The sequence below is a fragment of the Streptomyces sp. NPDC093018 genome, from assembly GCF_040684035.1.
Taxonomy (GTDB): Bacteria; Actinomycetota; Actinomycetes; order Streptomycetales; family Streptomycetaceae; genus Streptomyces; species Streptomyces murinus.
Window position 1 is genome coordinate 318,333 of sequence record NZ_JBFBFF010000007.1, and the last position, 23,671, is coordinate 342,003.

Annotated in this window: 21 protein-coding genes; 6 read left to right on the plus strand and 15 right to left on the minus strand. The window is 70.9% G+C overall.

The genetic code is table 11. The annotated features are described in order from the left end of the window. Positions 1 to 25: 25 nt before the first annotated feature. The 4 genes from AB0N90_RS19050 to AB0N90_RS19065 all read right to left on the minus strand — a co-directional run bounded on the left by AB0N90_RS19050 (position 26) and on the right by AB0N90_RS19065 (position 5,870). A complete protein-coding gene (locus AB0N90_RS19050; protein ID WP_365197982.1) occupies positions 26 to 1,801 on the minus strand; it encodes an ABC transporter ATP-binding protein in 1,776 nt (591 codons plus the stop codon). Continuing rightward, positions 1,798 to 4,374, minus strand: a complete 2,577-nt coding sequence (locus AB0N90_RS19055; protein WP_365197983.1) for an ABC transporter ATP-binding protein/permease — start codon at positions 4,372 to 4,374, stop codon at positions 1,798 to 1,800. Before AB0N90_RS19055 ends, AB0N90_RS19050 begins: the two co-directional genes overlap by 4 nt. Continuing rightward, positions 4,374 to 5,060, minus strand: coding sequence for a hypothetical protein (locus AB0N90_RS19060; protein WP_365197984.1), 687 nt, complete (start codon positions 5,058 to 5,060; stop codon positions 4,374 to 4,376). Before AB0N90_RS19060 ends, AB0N90_RS19055 begins: the two co-directional genes overlap by 1 nt. 237 nt (positions 5,061 to 5,297) lie before the next feature. Next, the gene (locus tag AB0N90_RS19065) at positions 5,298 to 5,870 is read right to left on the minus strand and encodes a hypothetical protein (RefSeq protein ID WP_197697376.1); all 573 of its coding nucleotides are present in this window, start codon (positions 5,868 to 5,870) and stop codon (positions 5,298 to 5,300) included. A gap of 566 nt (positions 5,871 to 6,436) precedes the next feature. Between AB0N90_RS19065 and AB0N90_RS19070 the strand changes: the two genes are divergently transcribed. Then, a complete protein-coding gene (locus AB0N90_RS19070; RefSeq protein ID WP_365197985.1) occupies positions 6,437 to 7,582 on the plus strand; it encodes an MFS transporter in 1,146 nt (381 codons plus the stop codon). Between the two features lie 153 nt (positions 7,583 to 7,735). Here AB0N90_RS19070 and AB0N90_RS19075 read toward each other — a convergent pair whose 3' ends face one another. From AB0N90_RS19075 to AB0N90_RS19085, 3 genes are all read right to left on the minus strand, one after another. Next, complete coding sequence (locus tag AB0N90_RS19075) at positions 7,736 to 8,488, minus strand: SDR family oxidoreductase (RefSeq protein ID WP_365197988.1); 753 nt, start codon at positions 8,486 to 8,488, stop codon at positions 7,736 to 7,738. A gap of 95 nt (positions 8,489 to 8,583) precedes the next feature. Then, the gene (locus AB0N90_RS19080; RefSeq protein ID WP_365197989.1) at positions 8,584 to 9,015 is read right to left on the minus strand and encodes an Rrf2 family transcriptional regulator; all 432 of its coding nucleotides are present in this window, start codon (positions 9,013 to 9,015) and stop codon (positions 8,584 to 8,586) included. Between the two features lie 142 nt (positions 9,016 to 9,157). Further along, the gene (locus AB0N90_RS19085) at positions 9,158 to 10,009 is read right to left on the minus strand and encodes an alpha/beta fold hydrolase (RefSeq protein WP_365197990.1); all 852 of its coding nucleotides are present in this window, start codon (positions 10,007 to 10,009) and stop codon (positions 9,158 to 9,160) included. 101 nt (positions 10,010 to 10,110) lie between these two features. Here AB0N90_RS19085 and AB0N90_RS19090 point away from each other — a divergent pair, with 101 nt between their 5' ends. Next, entirely contained in the window at positions 10,111 to 10,557 is a 447-nt protein-coding gene (locus tag AB0N90_RS19090) for a helix-turn-helix domain-containing protein (protein ID WP_365197992.1), read from the plus strand. Between the two features lie 228 nt (positions 10,558 to 10,785). Here the strand turns inward: AB0N90_RS19090 and AB0N90_RS19095 are convergent, their stop codons facing one another. The 4 genes from AB0N90_RS19095 to AB0N90_RS19110 are packed head-to-tail and all read right to left on the minus strand — an operon-like array spanning position 10,786 to position 15,285. Further along, entirely contained in the window at positions 10,786 to 12,171 is a 1,386-nt protein-coding gene (locus AB0N90_RS19095; RefSeq protein WP_365197993.1) for an NAD(P)/FAD-dependent oxidoreductase, read from the minus strand. A gap of 5 nt (positions 12,172 to 12,176) precedes the next feature. Then, positions 12,177 to 13,163: a terpene synthase family protein gene (locus tag AB0N90_RS19100; RefSeq protein ID WP_365197995.1), complete on the minus strand. Its 987-nt coding sequence runs from the start codon at positions 13,161 to 13,163 to the stop codon at positions 12,177 to 12,179. Next, a complete protein-coding gene (gene uppS, locus AB0N90_RS19105; protein WP_365197997.1) occupies positions 13,160 to 13,846 on the minus strand; it encodes a polyprenyl diphosphate synthase in 687 nt (228 codons plus the stop codon). The genes AB0N90_RS19100 and uppS overlap by 4 nt, the downstream gene beginning before the upstream one ends. Next, positions 13,843 to 15,285, minus strand: a complete 1,443-nt coding sequence (locus tag AB0N90_RS19110; RefSeq protein ID WP_365197999.1) for a prenyltransferase/squalene oxidase repeat-containing protein — start codon at positions 15,283 to 15,285, stop codon at positions 13,843 to 13,845. The genes uppS and AB0N90_RS19110 overlap by 4 nt, the downstream gene beginning before the upstream one ends. A 338-nt stretch (positions 15,286 to 15,623) precedes the next feature. Between AB0N90_RS19110 and AB0N90_RS19115 the strand changes: the two genes are divergently transcribed. Beyond that, a complete protein-coding gene (locus tag AB0N90_RS19115) occupies positions 15,624 to 16,652 on the plus strand; it encodes an iron-siderophore ABC transporter substrate-binding protein (protein WP_365198001.1) in 1,029 nt (342 codons plus the stop codon). Next, positions 16,649 to 17,686 (plus strand): erythromycin esterase family protein, encoded by a 1,038-nt coding sequence (locus AB0N90_RS19120; RefSeq protein ID WP_365198003.1) that lies wholly within the window; start codon positions 16,649 to 16,651, stop codon positions 17,684 to 17,686. Before AB0N90_RS19115 ends, AB0N90_RS19120 begins: the two co-directional genes overlap by 4 nt. Positions 17,687 to 17,701: 15 nt before the next feature. Here the strand turns inward: AB0N90_RS19120 and AB0N90_RS19125 are convergent, their stop codons facing one another. After that, positions 17,702 to 18,715 carry a YncE family protein gene (locus tag AB0N90_RS19125; RefSeq protein ID WP_365198005.1) on the minus strand — a complete coding sequence of 338 codons (1,014 nt, stop codon included), beginning with the start codon at positions 18,713 to 18,715 and terminating at the stop codon, positions 17,702 to 17,704. A gap of 249 nt (positions 18,716 to 18,964) precedes the next feature. On the opposite strand from AB0N90_RS19125, the gene AB0N90_RS19130 reads away from it, so the two are divergent. Next, entirely contained in the window at positions 18,965 to 19,324 is a 360-nt protein-coding gene (locus AB0N90_RS19130; RefSeq protein WP_365198006.1) for a LysR family transcriptional regulator, read from the plus strand. Positions 19,325 to 19,439: 115 nt separating this feature from the next. Here AB0N90_RS19130 and AB0N90_RS19135 read toward each other — a convergent pair whose 3' ends face one another. From AB0N90_RS19135 to AB0N90_RS19145, 3 genes are all read right to left on the minus strand, one after another. Next, positions 19,440 to 20,732, minus strand: a complete 1,293-nt coding sequence (locus AB0N90_RS19135) for a low temperature requirement protein A (protein ID WP_365198070.1) — start codon at positions 20,730 to 20,732, stop codon at positions 19,440 to 19,442. After that, on the minus strand, positions 20,729 to 20,932 hold the full coding sequence (locus tag AB0N90_RS19140) for a hypothetical protein (RefSeq protein WP_365198008.1): 204 nt from the start codon (positions 20,930 to 20,932) through the stop codon (positions 20,729 to 20,731). Before AB0N90_RS19140 ends, AB0N90_RS19135 begins: the two co-directional genes overlap by 4 nt. A gap of 178 nt (positions 20,933 to 21,110) precedes the next feature. Then, entirely contained in the window at positions 21,111 to 22,133 is a 1,023-nt protein-coding gene (locus AB0N90_RS19145; protein ID WP_365198011.1) for an alcohol dehydrogenase catalytic domain-containing protein, read from the minus strand. 302 nt (positions 22,134 to 22,435) lie between these two features. On the opposite strand from AB0N90_RS19145, the gene AB0N90_RS19150 reads away from it, so the two are divergent. Next, a complete protein-coding gene (locus AB0N90_RS19150) occupies positions 22,436 to 23,065 on the plus strand; it encodes a TetR family transcriptional regulator (RefSeq protein ID WP_365198014.1) in 630 nt (209 codons plus the stop codon). The last annotated feature ends 606 nt before the right edge of the window (positions 23,066 to 23,671 follow it).

Genomic DNA, 23,671 nt, shown 5'->3' on the forward strand with positions numbered 1-23,671 from the left:
GTTTCGAGCGGCGGGGACCACCGGCCTAGGCCGGACGGGGCCGGAGTTCCGGTCGCGGTGCGCTCAGCCGCCAGGCGCCGGCGCTGTCCTGCTGCTGCCAGAAGTCCGCGAACCGGCCGCCGGCGGCGAGCAGTTCGTCGACCGGGCCGTCCTCGACGACACGGCCCTCTTCGAGGAAGACCACGCGGTCCGCGGTGCGGATGCTGGCGAGCCGGTGGGCGACGATCACCTTGGTGCGGGGGAGGGGGTCGGTGGTGAGGGCGGCCGTGACGGCGGCTTCGTTCTCGGAGTCCAGCGCGCTGGTCGCTTCATCGATCAGAAGGACGGGAGCAGGCTTGAGGAGCGCGCGGGCGATGGAGACGCGCTGGCGTTCGCCGCCGGAGAGCGTGGTGCCGCCCTCGCCGACCCGGCTCGCCCACCCGTCGGGCAGCCGGCGGACGACGTTGTCCGCGCGGGCGAGGCACGCGGCGCGCTCCACGGCGTCGTCGTCCGCTTCCGGGGCACCGGCCAGGATGTTGTCCCGTACGGTCCCGTCGAACAGGTAGGGGTCCTGGAAGACGGCGCTGACGAGCGCGCGGCGGGACCGGGCGTCCAGGGTGGCGCAGTCGGCGCCGTCGATGAGGACACTGCCGGAGGCGGGCCGGTACAGGCCCGCGAGCAGAGCGAGAACGGTGCTCTTGCCGGATCCCGAGGGGCCGACGATCGCGGTGGTCGTGCCGGGTTCGAGGACGAGGTCGAGGCCATCGAGCACCGGCGGTGTGCCCGTGCCGTCGTAACCGAAGGTGACTTTGCGCAGTTCGATCCTGGGAGGTGCGGCCGGGGTGGCGTACCGAGTGCCCCGGGTGCCTGTGCTGTCGGCGGGGGCGTCGAGGACACTCCGGATCCGGTGGAGCGTACCGATGCAGCTCGCGACGCCGGGAGACAGCTCCGCGACCGTGGTGAACGGTTCGAGGTAGCGGACGACGACCACGATCAGGGCGACGGCCTCGGGCGGGGTGAGCGTACCGCGCACGGTGAGGGTGACCGTGGTGCCCGCGAGCAGAAGCAGCGCGAGCTGACCGGCCAGGCCGAAGACGAGTTGTCCGGGGACCTGGAGGAGCAGCAGGCGCACCGAGGCGCCGTGCTGGGAGGACAGCGCGGCCCCGGCGTGGCTGCGGGCGGGTTCGGCACGGCGGGCCGCTCGCAGTGCCTGCTGGGTCCGGGCGAACTCCATGATGCGTTCCGTCAGCGCGCTGTTGGTCGTGGCGGCCGCCCGGTCGGCGTCGCGTCCGAGACGGCCGGAGGCCCAGAACGCGGCCAGGAGCACGGGCACTCCGGCCAGCGCGGCGAGCCCGAGCTGCCAGGAGACCGGTATGAGGGCCACGGAGATCGCGACGGGAAGCAGGATCCCGTTCAGCAGCGGGGTGACAAGGTAGATGACCAGCCCCACGAGATCGGGTCCGGTGGCGGCGATGGCCTGGCGGCTGGTGGCGACGTTCTCGGCGGTGAACCAGGTCAGACGGATGTCGGCGATGCGGTCCGCGACGGTGCGCTGGCCGGTGTCGAGAAGACCGAAGCCGAGGGCGAACCCGCGGCGGGCCGCCGCGGCGTCGACGGCCCAGCCCGTCGTCGTGACGAGTGCGAGCGCCCCCAGCCACGGCCAGGCCCTGCCCGGTTCGTCGCCGAACAGCCCGGCGACCAGGGGGATGAGGAGCACCACGCCGACGGCGCGCAGGACGACGCCCAGGGTGGTCAGGGCCAGGTGGGCGGTGATCGTCCGCCGGCTGTCGGCGGGCAGCAGGGACAGCAGGGTGCGGATCATCGGGGTGCTCCCGTCTTGTCGATGTCCGCCGTCGCGGCATCCCAGAGTTGCCGGTACCTGCCGTCGTCGGCGAGCAGCTGGGCGTGCGTGCCGCTCTGCGCGATCCGCCCGTGGTCGAGCACCACGATCCGGTCCACGCCGGTGATGGTGTGCAGGCGGTGCGCGATGACCAGGACCGTCCGTCCGGCTGTCAGTTCGTTGAGCGCCTGCTGGACCAGGAACTCGGACTCGGGGTCGGCGAAGGCGGTGGCCTCGTCGAGCACGAGCACCGAGGTGTCCGCGAGGATCGCCCGGGCTATCGAGAGTCGCTGCCGCTCGCCGCCGGAGAGGGCGGCGTCGGGACCGAGAACCGTGTCGTAGCCGTCGGGCAGCCGGATGATCCGGTCGTGGATCCGGGCGGCGCGGGCCGCGGCCTCGATCTGTTCCTGACGGGCGTCGGGAACGGCCAGGGCTATGTTCTCCCGGACCGTGCCGTGCACGAGCTGCGTCCGCTGGAACACGAAGCCGACCCGGGAGTACAGCTCGTCCGCGGTCAGTTCGCGGATGTCCCGGCCGCCGGTCCGGATCGCGCCGTCGGTGACATCGTGGAAACGGGCCAGCAGCGCGGCGAGGGTGGACTTCCCCGAACCGGAGGGGCCGACCAGGGCCGTCACGGTGCCCGGTTCGAGGGTGAGCGAGATGTCCTTGAGGACGGGGACGCCAGGACGGTAGGAGAACCCGACCTGATCGAACTCGACCCTGCCGGCGGGAACTCCTGGCGCCCTCTCCCGGCCTGCGGCCGTCTCCAACTCCCGCTCGTCGAGCGTCACTTGGATACGGCGTGCCGCGAGCAGCCCTTGGCGCAGTCCGGAGAGACCGTAGCCGATGCCCAGCAGGCGCGCGCCGAAGGTCGTTCCCAGCAGCAGGAAGGGCAGCAACGCGACCGGGTCCATATGTCCGGTGGTCACGAGCAAGGTGCCTGAAGCGCAGATGAGCAGCAGAAATGTCGCGGGCCGGGTGGCCAGATCGATGAAGGCCTTCTGTCCGCAGAGCGGTCGCTGCCAGGAGTCGAGGAACGCGATGTACTCGCCGAGGCGCGCACGGAAGCCGGAGGCGGCCGCACCCCCGAACACCCGGATGACCGGCTGCCCCTCCAAGTAGGCGCCTGCCTCGACGTTCATACGATCCGCCCAGCGCATGGCCTCTTTGGTGCGGGGACCGGACTGCACCACCATGATGGCCATCGCCACGATGTACACCACCACGGGAACCAGCAGCAGGAGCGCGATGCGCCAGTCGACCACGAAGAGGTAGACGAGCACCGCGACCGGGGCGACCACCGCGGCCACCGCGTCGGGGACCGCGTGGGTGACCAGGTAGTGCAGCGCGAGGGTGTCGTCCTGCACGATCTGTTTGACCTGACCGAAACCCCTGCTGTCGAACCAGCCCAGCGGCAGCCGGGCGAGTTTGGCCAGCAGCCGCCGGCGCAGGTTCCGGGCGAACCGGGCGTCGACCCAGTGCAGCCAGAGCAGCAGACCGGACGCCAGCAGCAGACCGGCACCCATCAGGACGGCGGCCCAGATCCCCAGAGCCCACAGGCGGTCCGTGTCCGCTCCCGAGATGAGCCGTCGCGACAGCTCCACCATCAGTACGAACGGGGCGAGTTGGACGAAGGTGACGAGGGCCTGGGCGACCCCGGCGGCGATCAAGACGGGGCGCAGCGGAGCGATGAGCCGGCTCCCGGCCTGTGCCCGCCAGGCGCCCCGGCGCGGCCCGGTCCCTGCCTGAAGGGTGTCCGTGACGGCATCGGCCGGTTCCCGGACGGACACGGGTTCCGCGGCGGCCGTACGCCGGTTGGAACCGAAGGCCCGCCCGTGGTACCAGTACGCCTGGGCGTGCGTCTCGGTGCGGGGGAAGCCGAACTCGTCGCGCAGCCGTGTGCGCAGGTGCTTGAGCGAACCGGACTCCGGCGTGACCCAGGCGTACCAGTCGGACCAGTCCCGGGCCGGGATCGCGGCGGCGAGCGACTCCGGCCCCCGGCGCGGCACCCAGTGGACGTTCATCCGGGGGTGCTCCCCGAGGGGAATGAGACGGTCCGTCTCCTGATGCTCCTCCAGGTAGAGCTCCACGGGCACTTCCGTGGGCAGCGCGTCGAGGATGCCGTTGACCGCCGGTACGGAAGCGGCGTCACCGACCAGCAGGTATCCCGCGGGCAGATCGGACGGCAGGTCGAAGCGGCTGGAACCCAGCGAGGTCACCCCCACCGTCGTTCCGGGTGCTGCCCGCCGCGCCCAGGCGGACGCCGGGCCGGCCGGTTCGTGGAGTACGAAGTCCACCGCGAACGCACCGGTGGCGGGGTCGGCCTCGGACAACGTGTATCCGCGCTGATGCTCGGTCTCGGGGTCGTCCGGATCCGGCATCCAGAACCGCACATACGCCGCCGGGCCCACCACCACGTCCTCCAGCAGCGTGGGGGAGGTCATCCGGACGCGCAGGAAGTGCGGGGCGAGCAGCTCCGTTCCGGTGACCGTGGCCTCGTGGTCGCGCGCACCGTAGGCGCGCATGATCACCCCGCTGACGCCGCGTCTGGCCATCACTGTCCCTCTCCGGCGGCGAGCAGCGCCGCCCTGATCTCGTGCAAGGGGCGGCCGGGGGGCGCTGCTTCCACGAAGCCGCGGATCGCGGCTCCCAGCCACATCCGGACGTATTCGTCGGGGGTGATCGTCGGCAGGGCGCGGTGTGCCGCACCGAGGCGGGCGTCGGCCAGGAGTGCCTGTTCGACGCCCCTGCGCTGCGCGTCGAGTTCCTCGGTCCGCTCCCGCTGGGTCTCCTCGGTCGCCGTGTAGCCGATGACCACGGACGCGACGGCGGCCGACAGGACGATGCCCGCCTCGGTGGAGTACCCGCGCCGCGTCAGCGACTCCGCCGCCGTGGCGAGCAGCCGCCTGCCTCCTTCACCCCGCGGGAACAGGGTCTGCACATACCCGGTCAGGCCGGGATGCCGCAGCATGAACGCCCGCAACTGGAGTGCGGTGGAGAGCAGATGGGGCACCGGACCGTCGGACGGGTCGTCGCGGAGGTCGAGTTCCGCCAGCAGGCTCTCGCCCACCAGCCGTTCCAACCCCCACCGCCCGTCCACATGGCGGTACAGCGCGGCGGACGACACCCCCAGGCGCGCCGCCACGGCGTTCAAGCTCAGGTTCCGCAGTCCGAGTTCCCGTCCGACCCGGATGATGTCCGCCGGCTCGATCTGCCGTGGTCGGCCGCCGGTTCGTGCCATCCGGATGCTCCCGCCCCTTAAAGTTACCCCCACTAACTAAGGTTAGCCTAACCTTTCACGGGGTGATAGGTAACCCCTGGCGCCGTCGCAGGTGCAGGTGCCGGTGCAGCGACGGAACGTCACAAGTGGGGGCGGAGGCACGGCGGACGGCTTCTCGGCAACGCGTGAGAAGGCGGCGCCGGGGACGGCCACGGCCTGGTCCGCTGCAGCCTTCTCCGTCGAAGATCCGCCGTCGGCTCAGAGGAAGTTGTTCGGCCAGATCATGGTGCGCCACATGTGGGCCACAGGAGAGCTGTCGAAGCCCAGGCCCTCGGCGGGCTGGCGGAAGTGGCGCCCGACCACGTCCTCGAACTCCTCGAACTCGACATGGACATCGGGGTCGAAGGTGTACAGGTCGTTGATGGTGACCATGCGCGCCGACATGTACCAGCGGTGCCGGCGGGCCTCGAGATAGGCGGCCCGAGTGTGGGCGGGTGGCTGGTACTCGGCACCGAAGAAGTCGCTGTACGCCTCCGGGTAGCCGTAGCCCACGCTCTCGTCGGGGAAGTAGCGCAGGATCTCGTGCTGGCGGATCGCCCAGGCCACTTCCTCGTCGACGTACGGACCCACCAGTTGGGCGCCCCAGTGGCCGTGCTGGCTGCGCAGCAGGCCGGCGACCGAGATGTCGTGCAGCAGGCAGGCCAGCACCACTTTGTCGTCCGCCCCCTGCTCCCGTGCCTTGCGCGCGCTCTGCATCATGTGCCGCGTGGTGAAGGGATCGAGAGCGAGCCGACGGCGGAAGAAGTCGGCGAGGGTGGGCTGTTCGGGCATGGCGGGAAGCGTGGGGTTGTCTCCCATCATGAACACCTGTCCCGACTCTCTTGAGGACAGCCACCTGTCGCCGGAGCGGTGACCATCGGTCCCCAGGGTCGCAGCGGCCGGCGGACAGATGACGCGGGCGTGCTGGTGCTGGCCGTGAGACACGTACTGCCTTTCTGACGGGTGCCACCCGATCGGGCACCGAGACCTTGATCTCATCAGGAAGATCAACAGCCGAAGTTCCTAGTTCACCCGAATGGCGGAGCTTGTGACGGGAAACCCCCCGCTACGGTGAGCCCGGCGCACAACAGCTCGAAGTGTCGCGCCCCCGGCTGCGCGTGCACGTGGCAGCGGGCCGGCCGGGTCCCGCCGAGGCGGCGGGCGGCGACGGTGAATGAGGGGAGTTCATCCATTTGACCGACGATCCGGCTGGTTGAATGCTGGACGTCGTGACGCGCCGAAAGCGAGGAACCGCATCAGCCGGGACGACCACTCCGGGGGAGCCCCGCGCCGAGGCCCAGGGAGACATCCCGGAAGGGGCGGCGGGCTCCGGTCTGCCGACTCGTCTCCTCGTGCTCATGTCCGTCGGAGCGGGTATGTCGGCGGCCAACACGTACTACGTGCAGCCGCTGCTCGACACGCTCGGCCATGACTTCGGGGTCGGCAGTGGGATCGCCGGGCTGGTCACGACCTTCGCCCAGGTCGGCTACGTCCTGGGCCTGGCCCTGATCGTGCCGCTGGGGGACCTGGTGGAGCGCCGCCGCCTGGTGACGATCACGACGGCGGTCACCGGGCTGGGGCTGCTGGGGATGGCCGCGGCACCGAACATCGCGGTACTGATGGCGCTGGCGGCGGTCGTGGGCTTCTGCACGGTGACGGCCCAGATCTTCGTCCCCTTCGCGGCCCATCTGGCGACCCCGATGAATCGCGGGCGCTCCGTGGGGATCGTCATGAGCGGGCTGCTGATCGGTATTCTGCTCGCCCGGACCGTGTCCGGCGTCATCGCCGGTGCCACGAGCTGGCGGGTCGTCTACCTGGTCGCCGCCGCGCTGACGTTCGCGCTGTCCGTGGCCTGCCGCATGGAGCTGCCGTCCTCGGCGCCGACCACCCGCACCGCTTATCACCGGTTGCTCGGATCGGTGGCCCGGATCTATCTTGACGAACCCGCTCTCCGCCGCCGCGGACTCTACGGGGCCCTCGTTTTCGCGTCGTTCAGCACCTTCTGGACCGCGATCGCCTTCCAGATGGCCGACCAGTACCACTTCAGCCAGACCGTGATCGGGCTGTTCGGTCTGCTCGGCGTCGCCGGCGCCGGCTGTGCGCAGGTGGCCGGGCGCATCGCCGACGCGGGCTGGGGACGTGTGGCCACGGCGGGATTCATCCTGCTCACCGCGGTCAGCTGGATCGCCGGGTGGGCCGGTGGCTCCCGCATCGGCTGGCTGGTCGCCGGGATCGTGGTGCTCGACCTGGGGGTGCAGGGCACCCATATCTCCAACCAGAGCGAGGTCTACCGGTTGCGCCCGGAAGCGCGCAGCCGGCTCACCACCGGTTATATGTGCACCTACTTCGTCGGCGGGGTCACCGGCTCCGCGCTGGCCGGTGCCGTCTACGGCGCCTACGGCTGGAAGGGAGTCTGCCTGCTCGGCGCCGTTTTCCCCACCCTGGCACTCCTCGTCTGGCTGACCGAAGCCCGCTGGCCACTGCGGACCATGGCCCGAGGATGACGTCGGATCCGCGCGGGCGGGCCACGGCGCACCGGCATTCGGGCATCGCCGCGGACAGCGACCCGGAGCCTGCTGCTCGGCGGCTCCGGATCGGATCAATTCCGGGCGTGGTCCGTCCTGTTCGTCCGCCGGCCGTCGCGCGGGCCCCTGCGGTCAGATCTGGGCCAGACCGCCGTCGACGAAGAACTCCCCGCCCGTGCTGAAGGAACTCTCGTCGCCGGCCAGGAAGAGGGCGAGGGCGGCGACCTCGTCCGGACGCCCCATCCGTCCGAGCGGGACCTGAGCGGTGAAACCGTCCGTCAGCCGTCGGCGGGCCGCAGGGTTGTCACCCGCGAGACCGAGGATGCCGGGGGTCTCGATCGGGCCGGGGCTCACGGCGTTGACGCGGATACCGCGCTCGGCCAGTTCCGCGGCCCAGGAGCGGGCCAGGCTGCGGATGGCCGCCTTGGTCGCGCTGTAGACGCTCATGGCGGGCACGCCCTTGGAGGCGTTGGTGGAGGACAGCAGGATGACCGACCCTCCCCGGTCCAGCAGGGGCAGCGCCTTCTGGGCGGTGAAGACGATGCCCTTGACGTTGATCGCGAAGGTACGGTCGTAGTCCTCCTCGGTGATGTTTCCCAGCCGTGCCAGGTCACCGCCGCCCGCGTTGGCGACGAGGACGTCCAGACGGCCCGAGCGGTCACGGATCTCGGCGAAGAGACGGTCGATGTCGTCGAGGTCGGACACATCACCGCGGACCGGGACGGCCCTGTCGCCGAGCCGCTCGGCCGCGGCCTTGAGTTCGCTCTCGCGGCGGCCGGTGATGTAGACGGTCGCGCCCTCCTTCACGAAGCGCTCGGCTATGCCGAGTCCGATACCGGTCGAGGCGCCGGTGACGAGGGCGATCTTGTTGTCGAGCTGTCCCATGGTTTCGCTCCTTGTAACTGTGACGGTGTAACTGTGACGGTTACGTCTATGGGCGAGGTCGGACGTCCCGTGAGCCGGATGGTCCCGGCCCGCGGTCAGCGAGCGGCGAGAACGCCACGCAGGACATCGGCCAGGGTCGACGCGGCGAGCTCCTGCCGCACAGCGGCCTCTGCCCGGTCGTAGATCTTTCCGATCGCGGGCTGGATTCCCCGGCCGACCGGACACTCCTGATTGGGCGGGGTGCGGTGCATGGCGAACAGGGGTCCGGACTCGACGGCGTCGTACACCTCCAGGAGGCCGATCCGAGCCGGGTCACGAGCCAGGACCCAGCCCGCGCCCGCGCCGCGCCGGGAGGAGACGAGACCGGCCCTGCGCAGGTCACCGAGCAGGCGGCGGACCACGACCGGGTTGGTGTTCACGCTCTCGGAGATCTGCTCGGACGTGGCCACCGTGCCGCCCCGGCGCCGGTGCAGCTCCATCCACACGAGCACATGGGTCGCGACCGTCAGCCGGCTGTTGGCGCTCACCCGTACCACCTCCCAGATGTAACCGTAACAGTTACATCGCCGTCGCGTGCCGTCCGAGCCGTTTCCCTCCGCACGAGACCGCCGACGGATGCAGCAGGATCCGGCACCGCAGTGGGCGGACAGCCGGGCTCTCCTGGCGATGTCACGCTGCGCCCCCGTCCTCGCCTGCCAGGAACGGACGCAGCAGCATGAGCAAGGCGTGCGGCCGGTGCAGCGGAATAATGTGGCCGCAGTCCTCGATGACGTGCCCGACGAGGTCGTCCGCGACCGGGCGGAGCTGGCGTTCCAGCGCGGAGCCGACGGGCCGGGCACCCAGCGCCATGGTCGGCACGGTCAGGCGGGCGTCGGTGGTCGCCTGCTCGATCTGCAGCGCGCTCTCGGGCAGGGCCCGGTAGTACGAGAACGCACGGCTCAGCGCGTCCCTGCCCGTGTACGCGCGGACGAAAGCATCCCGGACGGTGGGGGACACTCCGTCGCCGAGCGTACCGGCGTGCAGGAACCAGTCGATATAGGCGGCCTCCTGGCCTTGCAGCACGGTCTCGGCGAGTCCGGGCTCGGCGGAGTGGAAGCCGAACCACCACGGCGGGCCGTCGGCGAGGAAGTCCTCGGCGCCGGGCAGCCGTCCCAGCAGGGACTCCATGACGACCAGGCGCCGCACGAGACCGGGATGGCGCAGGGCGAGGAGGAAGGCCGGCGGGGCGCCCGCGTCGATCCCGACGACCGCGGCCGGGGACACGCCGAGCGCGGTGAGCAGCGCGGCGGCGTCGTCGGCCAGGGTGCCCGCGTCATGTCCGGATGCGGTCCCGCCGCTCGCGCCGAATCCGCGCAGGTCCGGCGCGATGACGCGGTAGCGGTCGGACAGGTCGGCCATGATGTCCGTCCACAGCTCCCAGGTGTGCGGAAAGCCGTGCAGCAGCAGGACGGCCGGGCCTGATCCGGCGAGGGCGACGTTCAGTTCGACGCCGTTGACGGGGATGCGCCGCAGCTCGGGCACGAGCGGACTCCAGGAGTGGTGAGGAATGGTGACAGGGTCACGCTAGGGAACTACCCTGGGCCGTCCAAGACGGCACTTTCCTCTCAGGTGGTGAGCCCCGGGTGACCACATCGAGGTCCGACGGACCTGGTCGGCGGCCCGGTGCGCGCGGTGATCTGCTGGATCCGCGCTGCCCGACGCGCCGGTTGCTCGACCGCATCGGCACCAAGTGGACGTCGATGGTGGTCAAGGTGCTGGCCGAGGAGGAACCCGGCGAGGTCCGCTTCGCGGAACTGAGGCGCCGTATTCCGGGCATCTCACAGAAGATGCTGTCGGTCACGCTGCAGAGCCTGGCCCGTGACGGTCTGGTCGCGCGCCGGGTCGAACCCACCGTGCCGCCCGCCGTCCACTATCGGCTCACCGAGCTGGGCCTGTCCCTCGAAGGGCCGCTCTCCGCACTGCGGGTGTGGGCCGAGACGCACATGCCGGAGATCGACCGGAGCAACCAGCTCGCCGAAGCCCGGCAGACATGCCGGGAGGAGTGGGAGCCGCCGACCGAGGGGCGATGACGGTTCGGAGTACGGCCGCCTCGTGGCGGGCGGCCGTACCGGCCGACTGCCGTGACGGCGCGGCGCCTGTCGCGGCAGTCGATCCCGCACCCCGCGCCGCGTCCTCATGCGGCGTCGCCGGTGGTCGTGAGCCCCTGGGACGGTACGACCCGGGTACGTGGGGTCAGCGTCTGGAGGCGCAGGAGGGCAGCAGGCGGCATCGTGCGGCAGGGCGTGGGAGAGCCGTCCTCACGTCGAATGCGGTGACCGTGCGTCCTGCCGAGGTCGGTGGGAGGCCCGGGTAGGGAGCCCGAGGTGGCGCAGCAGCCGGGCCGTGGCCTGTTCGCCGGAGCGGAGGGCGCCGTAGGTGCTGGAAGGGCCGAAGTAGTCACCCGCGAGCTGGATACGGGGGTCCCGCGAGCGGCGTCGGCCGTTGAAGGCGCGCAGTTCGGCGTAGCCGCCGGGGGGCCGGACGACGAGGGCGGGGTCCTGGCGGCTGACGTGGCTGGTCAGGACGGTGCTCCGGATGCCGGGGAAGACACGTTCGGCGGCGGCGACGGCCTGCTCGGTGACGGTGTCGTCGGTCGCGTCCCACCAGCGGTCCGTGAAGTCCTGGCGGGGATGGAGGGTCATGAGCCCGCGCCCGTCGTCGACCCGCCCGGTGATCTTGTTGTGGTGGAGTTCGACACCGACAAGCGAGGGGTGCTCCCGCTGGGAGAGGAACAGCGCGAACGCCCTTTCCGCGGGCGGGCGTTCCGTCGCCAGCGAGATGATCAGGGCTCGGGAGTAGGGGACGGAGGCGAGGTAGGCGCCGTCCGCGCGGGGAAGGCCGGGCAGCAGAGCCGGAACCTGGGGAGCGGGTACCGCCACGACGGCGGCTTCCGCCTGTTCCGTGTGCTCGCGGCCGTCGGCGTCCCGCCATGTGACGGAGACGCCCTCGGCCTCCGGGCGGACACAGCGGACGCGGGCGTCGAGCCGCACGGGAACACGGCGGGCCAGCGTGCGGGTGAGGAGCCCGACCCCCTGGGGACTGTTGATGTGCGGGACGAGGAGTTTCGCGGTGTAGAACAGCATGTCGGCGGCGGCCAGCCGGTCCGGTGAGGCGAGGACGATGCCTCCGCCGAAGAGCGGCTCGATCAGATAGTCGATCGCTTCCCGAGTGAGATGGCGGTGCGCGTACTCGGTGGCGCTGAGGTCGTCCAGGTAGGTGTTGCGGTCCATGCTGTCCCAGTCGAGACACCGGCGGTGGGCGAGAAAGGTCGGCAGTGCGCGGAACACCGCCGCCTTGGTCCGCGCGCCGATCAGACGGGTGCGCAGCAGGTCGGCCCGCGCGTGGGTGCGCAGCCGGTGGACGGCGTTGCCGCGCTGGAACGCGCAGAGGGTGTTGGCGGGCCCGAACTGGCGGGTGAGACCGAGCTCTTCGATGAGGCGGAGCATGCCGGTGTAGTTGCGGCCGAGGATGCTGGCACCGGTCTCGATCCGGAACCCGTGGTGGTCGATGGTGCGCATACGGCCGCCGGGCGCGCCGTCGCGTTCGAGGACGCGTACGGACACCCCGGCCTGTTGCAGGCGCCAGGCCGCGGTCAGCCCGGCGATGCCGGCCCCCACGACGATGACGGTGGGCGAAGTGGGCACAGCGGTCAGCCTGTTCTGTCGCTCGGGTGGTTGGCGAGAAGGTGGTGCCAGTACGGCTCGACGGCCGTCGCGCTGCCCCGTACCCAGCCCGTGACGGCCTGGACGAAGCGGCGCTGGGCCTCGGTGAGTGTCACGTCGTCCACCAGACGGGCCCGTTCGGCCTCGAAACGGTGCTGGTGTGCCGCGTGGAGCACGACGGTGGCCCGGTACGCCTCGGGCAGGGGCAGCGCGTAGGAGTGGGCGAGGACGGAGACCGCGTTCACGGGGTCTCCGCGTTCGTGCTCGGCGGCGTGACCGAGAAGGTCGTTGGCGAGCGCGCCGATCAGGAAGGCGAGTTCGGCGAGGCCGGTGAGGGCGGCGGGCAATGGCTTTGCGGCCGATGGCATACCGGGGGCCAGCAGGTGCAGGTACATCGGATGGCCGCCCGAGGTGTGAACCCGCTCGGCCAGATAGGTCCCCAGATCCGGGGGCGTACCCGTGGCACGCCACGGGGCCTCCCGCGCACAGCTCTCCATGTACCGGCGCAGTCCTTCCGCGAGCCGCGGGAGCAGCGCGGTGCCGCCCGCGGCCGTGATGCCCGCGCGCAAGGACTTCAGCGCGGTCAGGTGCGCACACGACCGTGCCCCGGCCGGCAGCCGCCCGGTCAGCAGTACCCCGGGCGGGTCCCAGCGGCGGTGCGCCGCCAGCCGTCGCGTGTCCTCGGCGACCGTGTCGTCGAATTGGAACACCCAGGCCAGCTGGCGTGCTGTCAACCGGGCCACCGCGAAGGGCACGTCCGGCATGCAGCGGCCGACGAGACGGCCGATCCTCCGGCGCTCCAGTCCCGCCCGCCTGCCGTCGGCCGTCAGACCCGCGCGTTCGGCCCAGGTCCGTACGTCCGTCTCCAGCTCCCGGGCCATGGGGTGGTCCCCGGCCGGCGGAGACAGCCTGAGCAGATGGTGCCGGGCGAACGCGGCCAGCGCCCGCGCCTCGTTCCCCGCCGGACCGGTCATGCCCCGAACCTGCGCTGTCGGCGGGCGAACGAGGCGAGCATGGCGTCGAAGGACCCGCGGTCGAAGTCCGGCCACAGCTCCGGGCTGAAGTACAGTTCCGCGGGCGCGCACTGCCACAGCAGGAAGCCCGAGAGGCGCTGTTCGCCCGAGGCACGCAGGATCAGGTCGCAGTCGGGCAGCCCCCACCGGGCGAGGCGGTCACCGATCGCCGCGCTGTCGAGGCGCCCGGGCCCGGACTCGGCCAGTACGGCGCGTGCGGCGGCCACGACCTCCTCCCGGCCGTCGTACGCCACGGCCAGGTTGACCGTGAACCGCCGTGCGGCGTCCGCCGGTTCAGGGCTCCGGGCGAAGAAGCCGGGGAGCGAGGGCAGCCCGAGGGCGGCCAGCCGCTCCGGTGACCCGACGATCCGGACGTCCCATGGGCCCGCGGCCCGGACCCGCTCCATGAGCGTGCCGATCGCGTCCAGCATGACGGGCAGTTCCGGACGCTTCGCCATGTTCTCCAGCGACAGGGCCCAGACGCTGACCGTTTCCACCCCCGCCTCCTCGCACCACCGCAGCACCTGGACGGTCCGCTCCGCTCCGCGCGCGTACCCCACCCGGACCGGAACGCCGCGCGCACGCGCCCAGCGCCGGTTGCCGTCCGGCACGATGGCCAGGTGCCGGGGAACCGGCCCGCTCAACGGGTCACCGCCAGCGACCGGCCGGGCCCGAGCCGCGCCGGGGCCGTCCGGCCCGCAAGATGCCCCAGTGCCAGGACGGTGAAGATGTCGGCCAGGACGGGCACGGCGAAGACGAACGGCCGGGGTCCGACCGAATCGGAGAGCGCTCCCCGGACCCGGCCGTCGTGTTCGGCCGCCATCAGGAAGGAGACGGCGCCGCGCGCGGGCCCTGGATCGTCCTGCCCGCACACGGCGATCAGACCGTAGGCCGTGGACAGGACATCGCTCTCGTCGCCCTGCCGCATCCCCCAGCCCCCGTCGGGATTCTGGCGCGACAGGACGGCGCCCAGGGCGCGTCGCGCCATCCGCTCGATCCCGGGTGTCCTTCGGCCGGGAGCGCGGGAGGCGGCCAGCAGGACCCGGAAGACCGTGTGCAGGGTGCTGCTGCTCCAGTCGGGCGGGAAGAACCCGTCGGCACACTGGAGTCGCGTCAGGTAGTCGAGCCCCTCGCGGATCCGGACCTCGTGTCCGGCGGGCCGGAGGGCCAGCGCGTCGACGACGGCTGCGGTCATGCAGGCCTCCGACGGCGCCCCACGGCGGTACGTGGGGAAGCCGCCGTCCGGTCCCGCGACCGAGTTCATCGACCGGATCCCCCGCGTGATCGACTCTTCGTACCGAGAGGCGTCCAGGATGTGGAGGAACTGCACCGCGACGGAGGTGTCGTCCACGTCCGCCTGGCAGGACGCGTCGGTGTACGACCACCCCCCTGCGGGAAGCTGACGGTTCACCAGGTGGGCGGCCAACCGGTGCAGCACGTCAAGCGGAGCACCCGCGCTCGCCAGGGCGATCCCCGCCGTCGCGGTCGCCCAGGTGTCGGTGTCGGTCACGAACGGAAGCCCGCCGTCGGCACGTTGGTGTTCCAGCGCCGCACGGACGCCATCGGCCACCACCCGGTTCGTACCGGGAAGACGGGACAGGGCGTGCAGCACGGAGAGGTGCAGCAGCACATTGCCCTCCCACACACCGGTGCCACGCCGGGTGTCGAGCAGGATCCGTACGTCCTCGTCGTCGACCGCGTGCGTGTTCCCGGTCGCGTGCGCCAGGATCACCTTGCTCGCGGTCATCTGGACGACGGCCCAGGCGTGCAGGCCCGAACGGTCGAACGCCGCGCCGTCCCATCTGGGCAAAAACCTTTCGTCCACGGCTGCTGCGAGCGCGTGCACGAGCGCCCGTTTGCGTCCGGCCGTGAAGTGCGGGGCGGCCGCCGCCACTTCCTCGACCAGCGTGTCCGACACGGCGACCGTCCCGCCCTCCAGCACGGTCCGAGCCAGCGCCCGCTCTACCGCGGTGAGCGTGCCGGCTCGTGGTCCCCTCGACAGGAAGCCCCGCATCGCCGCCGACTCGGCCCGGTGGCCGCCGACGCGGTCCAACAAGGCCCCGGCCAAGGCCGTTTCGAGCACACGGCTCTCACACGGGTCCCGCAAGGATCCGTCCGGCCCCACCCGCGCGGCCAGGGCTGCGACCATACGGCCACGCGCCGACGCGCTTCCCGGCGGCATCTTCGAGGCAGGCCAGGTACTCGCTCCCGACCGGTCCCTCATCCGCATCGACTGGTCCTTCCGTTGATCATTCCGACGGCGGTTCTCCAGTAGAGATCAAGAACAAGAACCACGAACCGAAGTCGATCCGGTTCACCCGAAAGTGGTACCCGCAGGGGGAGAACGCGAGCCGGAGGGTGCACGGTGGGGACGCCGTGCCGGGCCGCAGAGCAGGGGAGGGGTTAGGTTAGGCTTACCTTATGAAAAACTGGACCGGCCGGATCTTGCCCGTGGTGGTGGCGACCCTCTGCCTGGCAGCGGCAGGCTGCTCGAACGGCACTGCGGATTCCCCGAACGCGTCGTCCGGCGGAAAGAGCGCCGCAGGTGACTCCGCGGCCTTCCCCGTCACCATCGACTCCGCCGTCGGAAAGGCCACCATCACCGCCCGACCCGAACGAGTGGTCACGATCGGCTGGGGCAGCCAGGACGTCGCGCTGGCTCTGGGCGTCGTCCCCGTCGGCATGCAGGACATGAGCGGCGACACCGGGGACAAGACCGGGATCCTGCCGTGGGACACGCCGAAACTGCACGGCGCCAAGCCTCAGTTGCTGAAGTACACGACCGCGAACGTGCCGTACGAGCAGATCGCGGCGCTGCGCCCGGACGTGATCCTCGCCGTCGATTCCGGCCTCACCGGTGCGCAGTACCAGCAGCTCAGTCATATCGCCCCGACGGTGGGCTACCCGGGCAAGCCATGGCTCACCTCATGGCAGGACCAACTGCGCCTCGTCGGCAAGGCGTTGGGAATGTCCGCGAAGGCCGCCACGCTGGAGAGGTCGACGGATGCCCTGATCGCCGACGCGAAGGCCAGGCACCCGGAGTTCAGCGGCAGGACCGTCGCCTTCGGCTCCGGCACGACCGGCGGCTCCTACAACCTCTACCTGTCCTCCGACTCCCGGGTGCAGCTGCTGCGCCAGCTGGGCTTCACCGTGTCCCCGAGCCTGCCGTCACGGGCGAAGTCGTTCGCGGCCCAACTGAGCCTGGAGAAACTCGACTCCGTCGACTCCGACGTCCTGGTTTCCTGGTACCTCAGCAAGTCCGTACAGCGGCAACTGGAGGACAGCACCCTGTTCCGGCGCATGCCGGCCGTCCGGCGCGGCGGGTACGTGCCCCTCACCGACCCCGCGATGGTGTACGCGACCAGCGCCGTGTCGGTGCTGAGCCTGCCGTGGATGCTCGACCGGTACCTGCCGCTGCTGAGCACCGCCGCCAAGGGAAAGGCGTCGTGACCGGACCGCACCGGCAGGCACGGCGGAAGACCGCGGCCGCGCGGGAGGGCGGGCCACCGCCACTCGACGGGGGATGCGCGGTTCTGCTGGACCAACTGGCCGCGGACGCTCGCGTGATCGGCTGGTCGGAGGGCGTCCATCTGCGCAGCGAGTACCTGATCGCCCGCAACGCGGCCGTCCGGCACCTGGTCGAACGGCACGGCGTCCGGGCGATCGCCGCCGAGACCAACTTCGAGCTGTCCCGGCCGAGCGACGCCTACATCCGCGGCCTGGGACCCGCCGAGCCCACCCCGGCCGCCGTCCGGGGCATGTGGTCCTGGAGCCGGGAGCCACTGGCGGACAATCGCGCGCTGCTGCGCTGGCTGCGCCATCACAACACCGCTCGCGCTCCCGCGGAACAGGTGCGGTTCTACGGCCTGGAGATGTACGGCACGCCCACCGGGGAGCCGCCTGCAACTCCTGCCCCCACCACGCTCCACGACCCCGCCGTGCGCGGCGACTTGGCCGACCTCCGGCATGCCGGCCGTCTGCGCCGTCTGCTGAGGGAACACCGCGCCGCCGGCGGTGACCACCGAGACACGGTGGTCCGGGACTCCGCGCAGTACCTGACAATGCGGGAGATCGCGCGTCGCCATCCGGACAGCCCGATCTTCCTCTTCGAACAGGTGGAACACCTCGACCGGCGGGTCCCCGGGTCACTGGGCGAACACCTCGCACGGGGCGGCCTCGGCCGCTTCCGCGTGGTCGGGGCGGTATGGCGCGACGGTGACCCGACCGTACGGTACCCGCTGGGCCGCTACCGGGAGTTGAGCCGCCGACTGCACGACCTGACGGAGGCTGGTCCGACGGGCGGCACCACCCCCCTGCTCGTCGGACCGACCGGACCGACGGTGTTCGATCTGCGGCCATGGCGGTCGGCCGGCCTGGGGACGCCCCCGGTCCGACGGCTCGACACGCCACTCACCGACGCCGCCACCGCTTTCGACGCCGTCCTGTACACCCCGGCCCTGCACGCCGCGACGGTCCTGGCATAGCGGAGGGCTATCCGCTCACGGTCGGGGTGCGGGTATGTACGCCAGGCCGTGCGCGCCCGATCCACCCACGTGTTCGACCTCCAGGGTGGTGACCACCTTGATCTCCGCCAGGTCGACCACCGTCACGGTGCTGTCGAGGACGGCGGCGACGTAGCCGAGCCGGCCGTCCGGCGAGGAGGTGATGGTGAGGGGGAAGGCCCCGACGGGGAGTCGCCCGAGCGGCTCCCCCTCGGCGTCGTGGATGTGGAGCACGCCGCCCTGCTGCGCGCCGAGGGAGGCTCCCTCTGTTCCGGCGGTGAATCGGAGCTCGCCCGCCAGCAGCAGGCCCTGGGACGTCGTGTGCACGGGGAAGACCACGTTGTCGGTGGCGAGCGTCCGTACGGTCCGGCCGGTTGCCGTGTCGATGGTCCTGACCCCCGCCCCGGGTACCGTCCCCGGGTGGTAGTCGCCCTTGGGCGTGGCGACGTACACGTAACGGCCGTCGGGTGAGATGTCGATGCCCTCGCTGCCCGGAACCGCGATCGGCTCCAGCGACTCGCCGGTCTCCAGGTCCGCGACGGAGAGGAAGGGCGCTTCCTTGTTGGCGGAGTAGGCTCGGCGGCCGTCCGGGGTGATGGCGAACCAGTGGGGCCCCGGGGCGTGCACCGGGACCCGCCGTACCCGCTCGCGCGTGGCGGCGTCCAGGGCGACCAGGCCGCCCGTCTCCTCGGCGGTCGCCTCGACGCTGACCCAGATCAGGTCGCGCACCGGGTCCAGCCGGATGTCGTGCGGGGCGTGGTCGGGGGCGAGGTCCACCGTGTCCACGATCCGGTGGGCGTCCGGGTCGATGACCACCAGTTCCCGGGCCCGGCCGGCGTTCGCGTGGTAGTAGCCGGAACGGTAGGTGATGCTGGCGTAGAGCAGCCGCCTGGCGGGGTCGTAGCACAGCTCGTGCGGCTGGCTGGGAAGGGGAAGCCCGCCGAGCCGGCCGTGGCCGACGGCGTCGAAGAAGGTGACGGTGGAGCTGCCCTGGCTCACCACAGCGAGCATGTCACCCGTCCTCGGCGACCGGGTCTCAGCGGCTGTGGCGGCGGCCGCGGCGGCCGAAGAGCGGCCTGTGTCAGGTGTGTTGGTCATGACCCAAGCCTGGCGACGGGCGTCGATCGACTCCAGTGCGAGGTACGCAAGGATGACTTGCGCCAGACGCAAACGAGCTGGCGGGGCCGGCGCCGACCCGCCGTTCAGTGAGGACAGTCACACCGTGACATCGGTCGTCCACTCGTCCACTCGTCCGCCGACGTGCCGCATCCGGGTTCGCTCGATCTGAACCTCCTGGTCACGCTGGACGCGCTGCTGGAGGAGGGAAGCGTCACCGGCGCCGCCGAGCGACTGCGACTGCCGGCGCTCGCCGTGAGCCGCACGCCCGGCAGGGTCCGGGCGGTCCTGGGTGATCCCGCCCCCGTGCGGGCCGGCCGTAACCTGGTCCCCACGCCATACGCTCTCGAACCGTGCCCGTGTGTAAGGGTGTTGGTGGAGCGGGCCCGGGCGGTCCCGGCATCGCAGCCGGCCACCGACCCCGCCGAACTCACTCGGCGCTGCACTGCCCAGGCCGACACGCCGGAGATGAGGGGGAGGGTCATTTCGCGGTGGATCGGGTGAAGGCCGCCGGTCCAGGCGCAGCGGTGCGTCGTCAGGGCGCATCCGACGGATCCGGTGCCACAGCGAGGACGGCATCGCCCGCTCCAGGCGGCCAGGGTGTACCGCGGTCAAGCTGTCACTGGGGCCGAGAGCGCAGCTCTTTCAACATCTGTTGCTGATGGCCGTATCCGATCGTCTCGTATCCGGTCACGGTGACGAAGGGAGCGAGCATGACCACGAGCAGACACACGGCGACAGAGCCACCCGCGACCGACAGCAGCACCGCTGCGGCCAGCACGACAAGGGTGAGAACGATGAGCAGCAGGTGGAACCGATCTGTCGCCGACAAGAGCAAGGTGTGGAGCACATAGACCATGAGCAGATAGAGCCCGGCCGGGAGAGCCAGGGACAGCACGACGGCAGTTCCGCCGATACGCGCATGGTGTTCCATGTACAGACCGGCCACGTGCAGTCCCGCTCCGACACCCGCGATGCCGATGAAGACGGGGATGTGCCCGTAGCCGAAGAGGTATCCGCGCCTGCGGCGGTGGACGAGTACGTCGCCGAAGGGGGTGGCGAAGTAGACCCACCACATCCCGAAGGTCAGTCCGACGCCGGCGACCACCACGGCGAGGGCGTCGCCGGTCCACCGCGTCCCGTCCGCGCCTCCGAGGAGATCGCCCGAGGAAGCCGCGGTGCCGACCACGCTCTCGCCCAGCACGATGATCGCGAACAGGCTGTAACGCTCGGCGACATGGTGCGGATGCCAGGGCGTGCTGCCGGCCCCGCCTTGGGCGAACATCGGCAGCAGCAGCTCCAGGGCTCCGATCACGATGACGGAGACGATCACCGCCAGGAGCGGCAGATGCCCGAATCCCACCACGGTCCAGCCGACTTGGGCGACCAAGGTCCAGAGGATGTTCGCCCAGGCCACTTCGCGGAATGATGGGGACTCCCGGGACACGCGCCACCATTGGAGCACCATCGCCACGCGCATCACGATGTAACCGATGACCATCACCCGCAATTCCAGGTGGTCGCCCTCTTCGACGGAGTGGAACATCGCAGGGATGCCGAGCGCGAAGACGACGACTCCGATCATCTGCACCATCGTCAGTGCCCGGTAGAGCCAGTCGTCTGTGCCGAACGCGGAGGCGAACCAGCTGAAGCTGATCCAGGCGACGCTGATCGCGAACATAGCGAGGGAAAACGCGCCGACAGCCTGCGCGGGATGCCCGCCGGCGAGCAGTTCAGCGTACTGGGAGGCCGCAGTGCCGACCGCGACGACGAACGTCAGGTCGAACAACAGCTCCAGCGGTGTGGCGACCCGGTGAGCCTCCTCCGGGTCGCGTCCGGTCATCGGCACCAGCCGACGCGCGAGCGTGCCTCTGCCGCTGCCTGTGGTGCCGGTACTTCGAGAGTCGCTCATGCGCATGATGTTCTCCTGAGGAGACGGCGAACGTCCCGGCTCGCGATCCGTCGGGTGGCGCAGAGCGGCTGCCGTGAGCGCCAGTGATGGTAGACGGCGGCGTGCGGGGAGCCGTCGGCGATGGGCAGCGCTTCGTCGGCCGTCTCATAGGCGATGACGGGCATGACGGGGCTGAAGATCTCCGCTCGGGCCGTGGTCATGCCGTTGGTGACGAGCCGGGCTCCCGCGTCGATGCTCTGACGGATACAGCCTTTGACGGTGTCCCATCGAGTTCAGCGGTGACCGCCCGGTCGGGTCCTTGTCCGAAGGCGAGGGGCGCTGGGTGAAGGGGCCGGCGCCCGGCACCCCGGTCCGCGGGCTGGGGCGGACGTCCGCCGGTCAGCCGGCGTGCGGGGTGAACACGCCGCGGAAGCGCATCCGGCCCGAGGCCAGCCGGTCGTAGGCGTCCGTGGCCCTGTCGAGCGAGAAGGTCTCGGTGATCGGTTTGACCTTGCCCTGCGCGGCGAGGTCGAGGACCTCGGCCAGGTAGTGCTGGCCGCCGTGGGTGGATCCGATGACCTTCTGGCGCATCATGTGGAACGGCACGCCCTCGGAGGAGATGGAGAACGGCCGGCTGAAGTCCAGACCGCTCAGGACGACACGGCCGTCGGGCCGCAGACCGGCCATCGCCTCTTCCGCCGCGCCGAAGGCGTTGGTGGTGACCAGCAGAACATCCGCCCCGCCCAGTTCACGCAGCTCCTTGCCGTTGGCGACGACGTGGTCCGCGCCCAGCTGGGTGGCCAGTTCGTGCTTGTCGGGTGAATGCGTGACCGCGATGGTCTCCAAGCCGGACGCCCTGGCCAGTTGCAGGGCCACGTGCCCCAGCCCACCGATGCCCACGACCGCGACCTTCTCGTGCGGCTGCGGGGCGGCATCCCGCAGACCGCTCCAGGTGGTGTAGCCCGCGCACATCATCGGCGCCGCGTCCTCGTAGGCCAGACCGTCGGGGAGCAGCACCGTGCCCTCAGCCGAAATCGCGATGTACTCCGCGTGGCCGCCCTGCGCCGCGAAGCCGGTGGTCCGCGGCGCGGCGCAGTTCATCGCGGTCTGGCCGGTCAGCGGACGGTTCTCGCGGCAGTAGTCGCAGCGGCCACACGCCGACTGCACCCACGTGGTGCCGACCCGGTCACCGACCTGACGGGTGTGCACGCCCGCGCCCACGTCGATGATCTCTCCGACGACCTCGTGGCCGGGTGTCTGCGGGTAGATGTCCCCGCCGAAGCCCTGCGTGGCCCACACGTCGGTGAAACACATGCCCGACGCATGGACCTTCACCAATACCTGACCCGGCTCGGCCACCGGCGTGGGGACGTCCTGGACCTCCCACGGCTGGTTCGCACCGGTCATCACAACAGCCTTCATGATCTCGCTCCTTGCGTACGTGGGAACGGCGCGGAAGCGGTCCTGTCGTAGAACCCGCGCTCGGATCGGTGGGACTCGAGACCCCGACCGCCAGAGGTAACCATCTGGATAGATACACCGTAGCGCGGAATGTCCCGGCTATCAATAACCAGATAGTTACCACGGGCCGCGAAGAGGAACCGCTCCCGGTGTGCCGCAGGGTGAAACCGGACGACGTGCCTTCACCTGGGCGGGTCACCACACCGTCTACGCATGGCGAATCTCACTATCCGTATAGTTACCGAACGGACTACTCTCTACTCATGCCGCCGGACGCCACCGCCACCAAAAAGCGCCTCCTCGGAGCCGCGTACAACGAGTTCGCCCAGTTCGGGCTGGCGGGTGCCCGCGTAGACCGCATCGCCGAGGCCGCTCAGGCGAACAAGCGCCTGATCTACGTCCACTTCGGCAACAAGAACGACCTGTTCGACCTCGTGGTCGCCAACAGCCTGGAAGACCTCGCCACGGCCGTCCCCTTCACCGCCGAAGACCTCCCCGGCTACGCAGGCAACCTCTTCGACTATCTGCTGGAGCATCCGCAGGTCCTGCGCCTGACCGGGTGGGCCCAACTGGAGCGTCCCGATGCTTCACCGGCGCAAGTAGACGCCTACCGACCCAAGATCGATGCCATCGCCGGCGCCCAACGCCAGAACATCGTGACCGAGACGGTCGCTCCTGCCGACGTCCTGACCCTCCTGCTCGGGTTGACCACCGCATGGGCCAACGCCTCGCCTGCTCTACGAGAACTGGCGGATCAACCGCCATGGGATCGGGAACGCCTGCGGATCCACCGCGCCGCGATGATCGCCGCAGTGCGAGCACTCACCGAGCTGCCTCCGTCCACGAGCGAGAACGAGAGCACGGGGCAACCGCGCACGCCTCTCACGCGCTGAGACGCCGGCCACCGTGGACAGGTCGGCTGCCGAGAGCGGGGAGCCTCCCGGCGCCGGGTGCGCTCAACCCCTGGGCGAGTCTCGCGCTCCCAGGACGCCGGCGCGGCGGGCGGGGTCACGGTGATGCCAGGCCGGCTCACCGCCACCGCCAGGGTCACGGTGATGGTCATCGGCGTACCGCCACCCCGGCCCCGATAGAGGGGCTGGGCGTGCACGGCGTCACCGAGGAAGGCGACCCGGCCGCGCGACCAACGGAACAGCCGGACGTACTCGAAGGCGTCCCAGCGGGTCATGGGCACCCCGCCGTCGGCGTGCAGCACCTCTGCCGGCCCGGGGAAGTACTCCAGCATGCCGGACGGAGTCCTCGGGCGGCAGCAGCCCGGCCGTGGAAGGCCGCCGCCTCGTCGGCGGTGGTGCCGAGCGGGACCTGGAGCCCGGGCGCGTGCCGGACGACATCGGGGCGCCGCCGAGTGGAGTCCGGCAGAGGTCGTGTCCCCGACCGGCAGGCGGGGGCGCGGAGCCGAGCCCGACCGGCCCTGGCGAGGATGCGGGCGGCTTGGGCCCGGGCCCGGATGGCGTCGTACAGGTTCCACTCGCCGCTGCCGC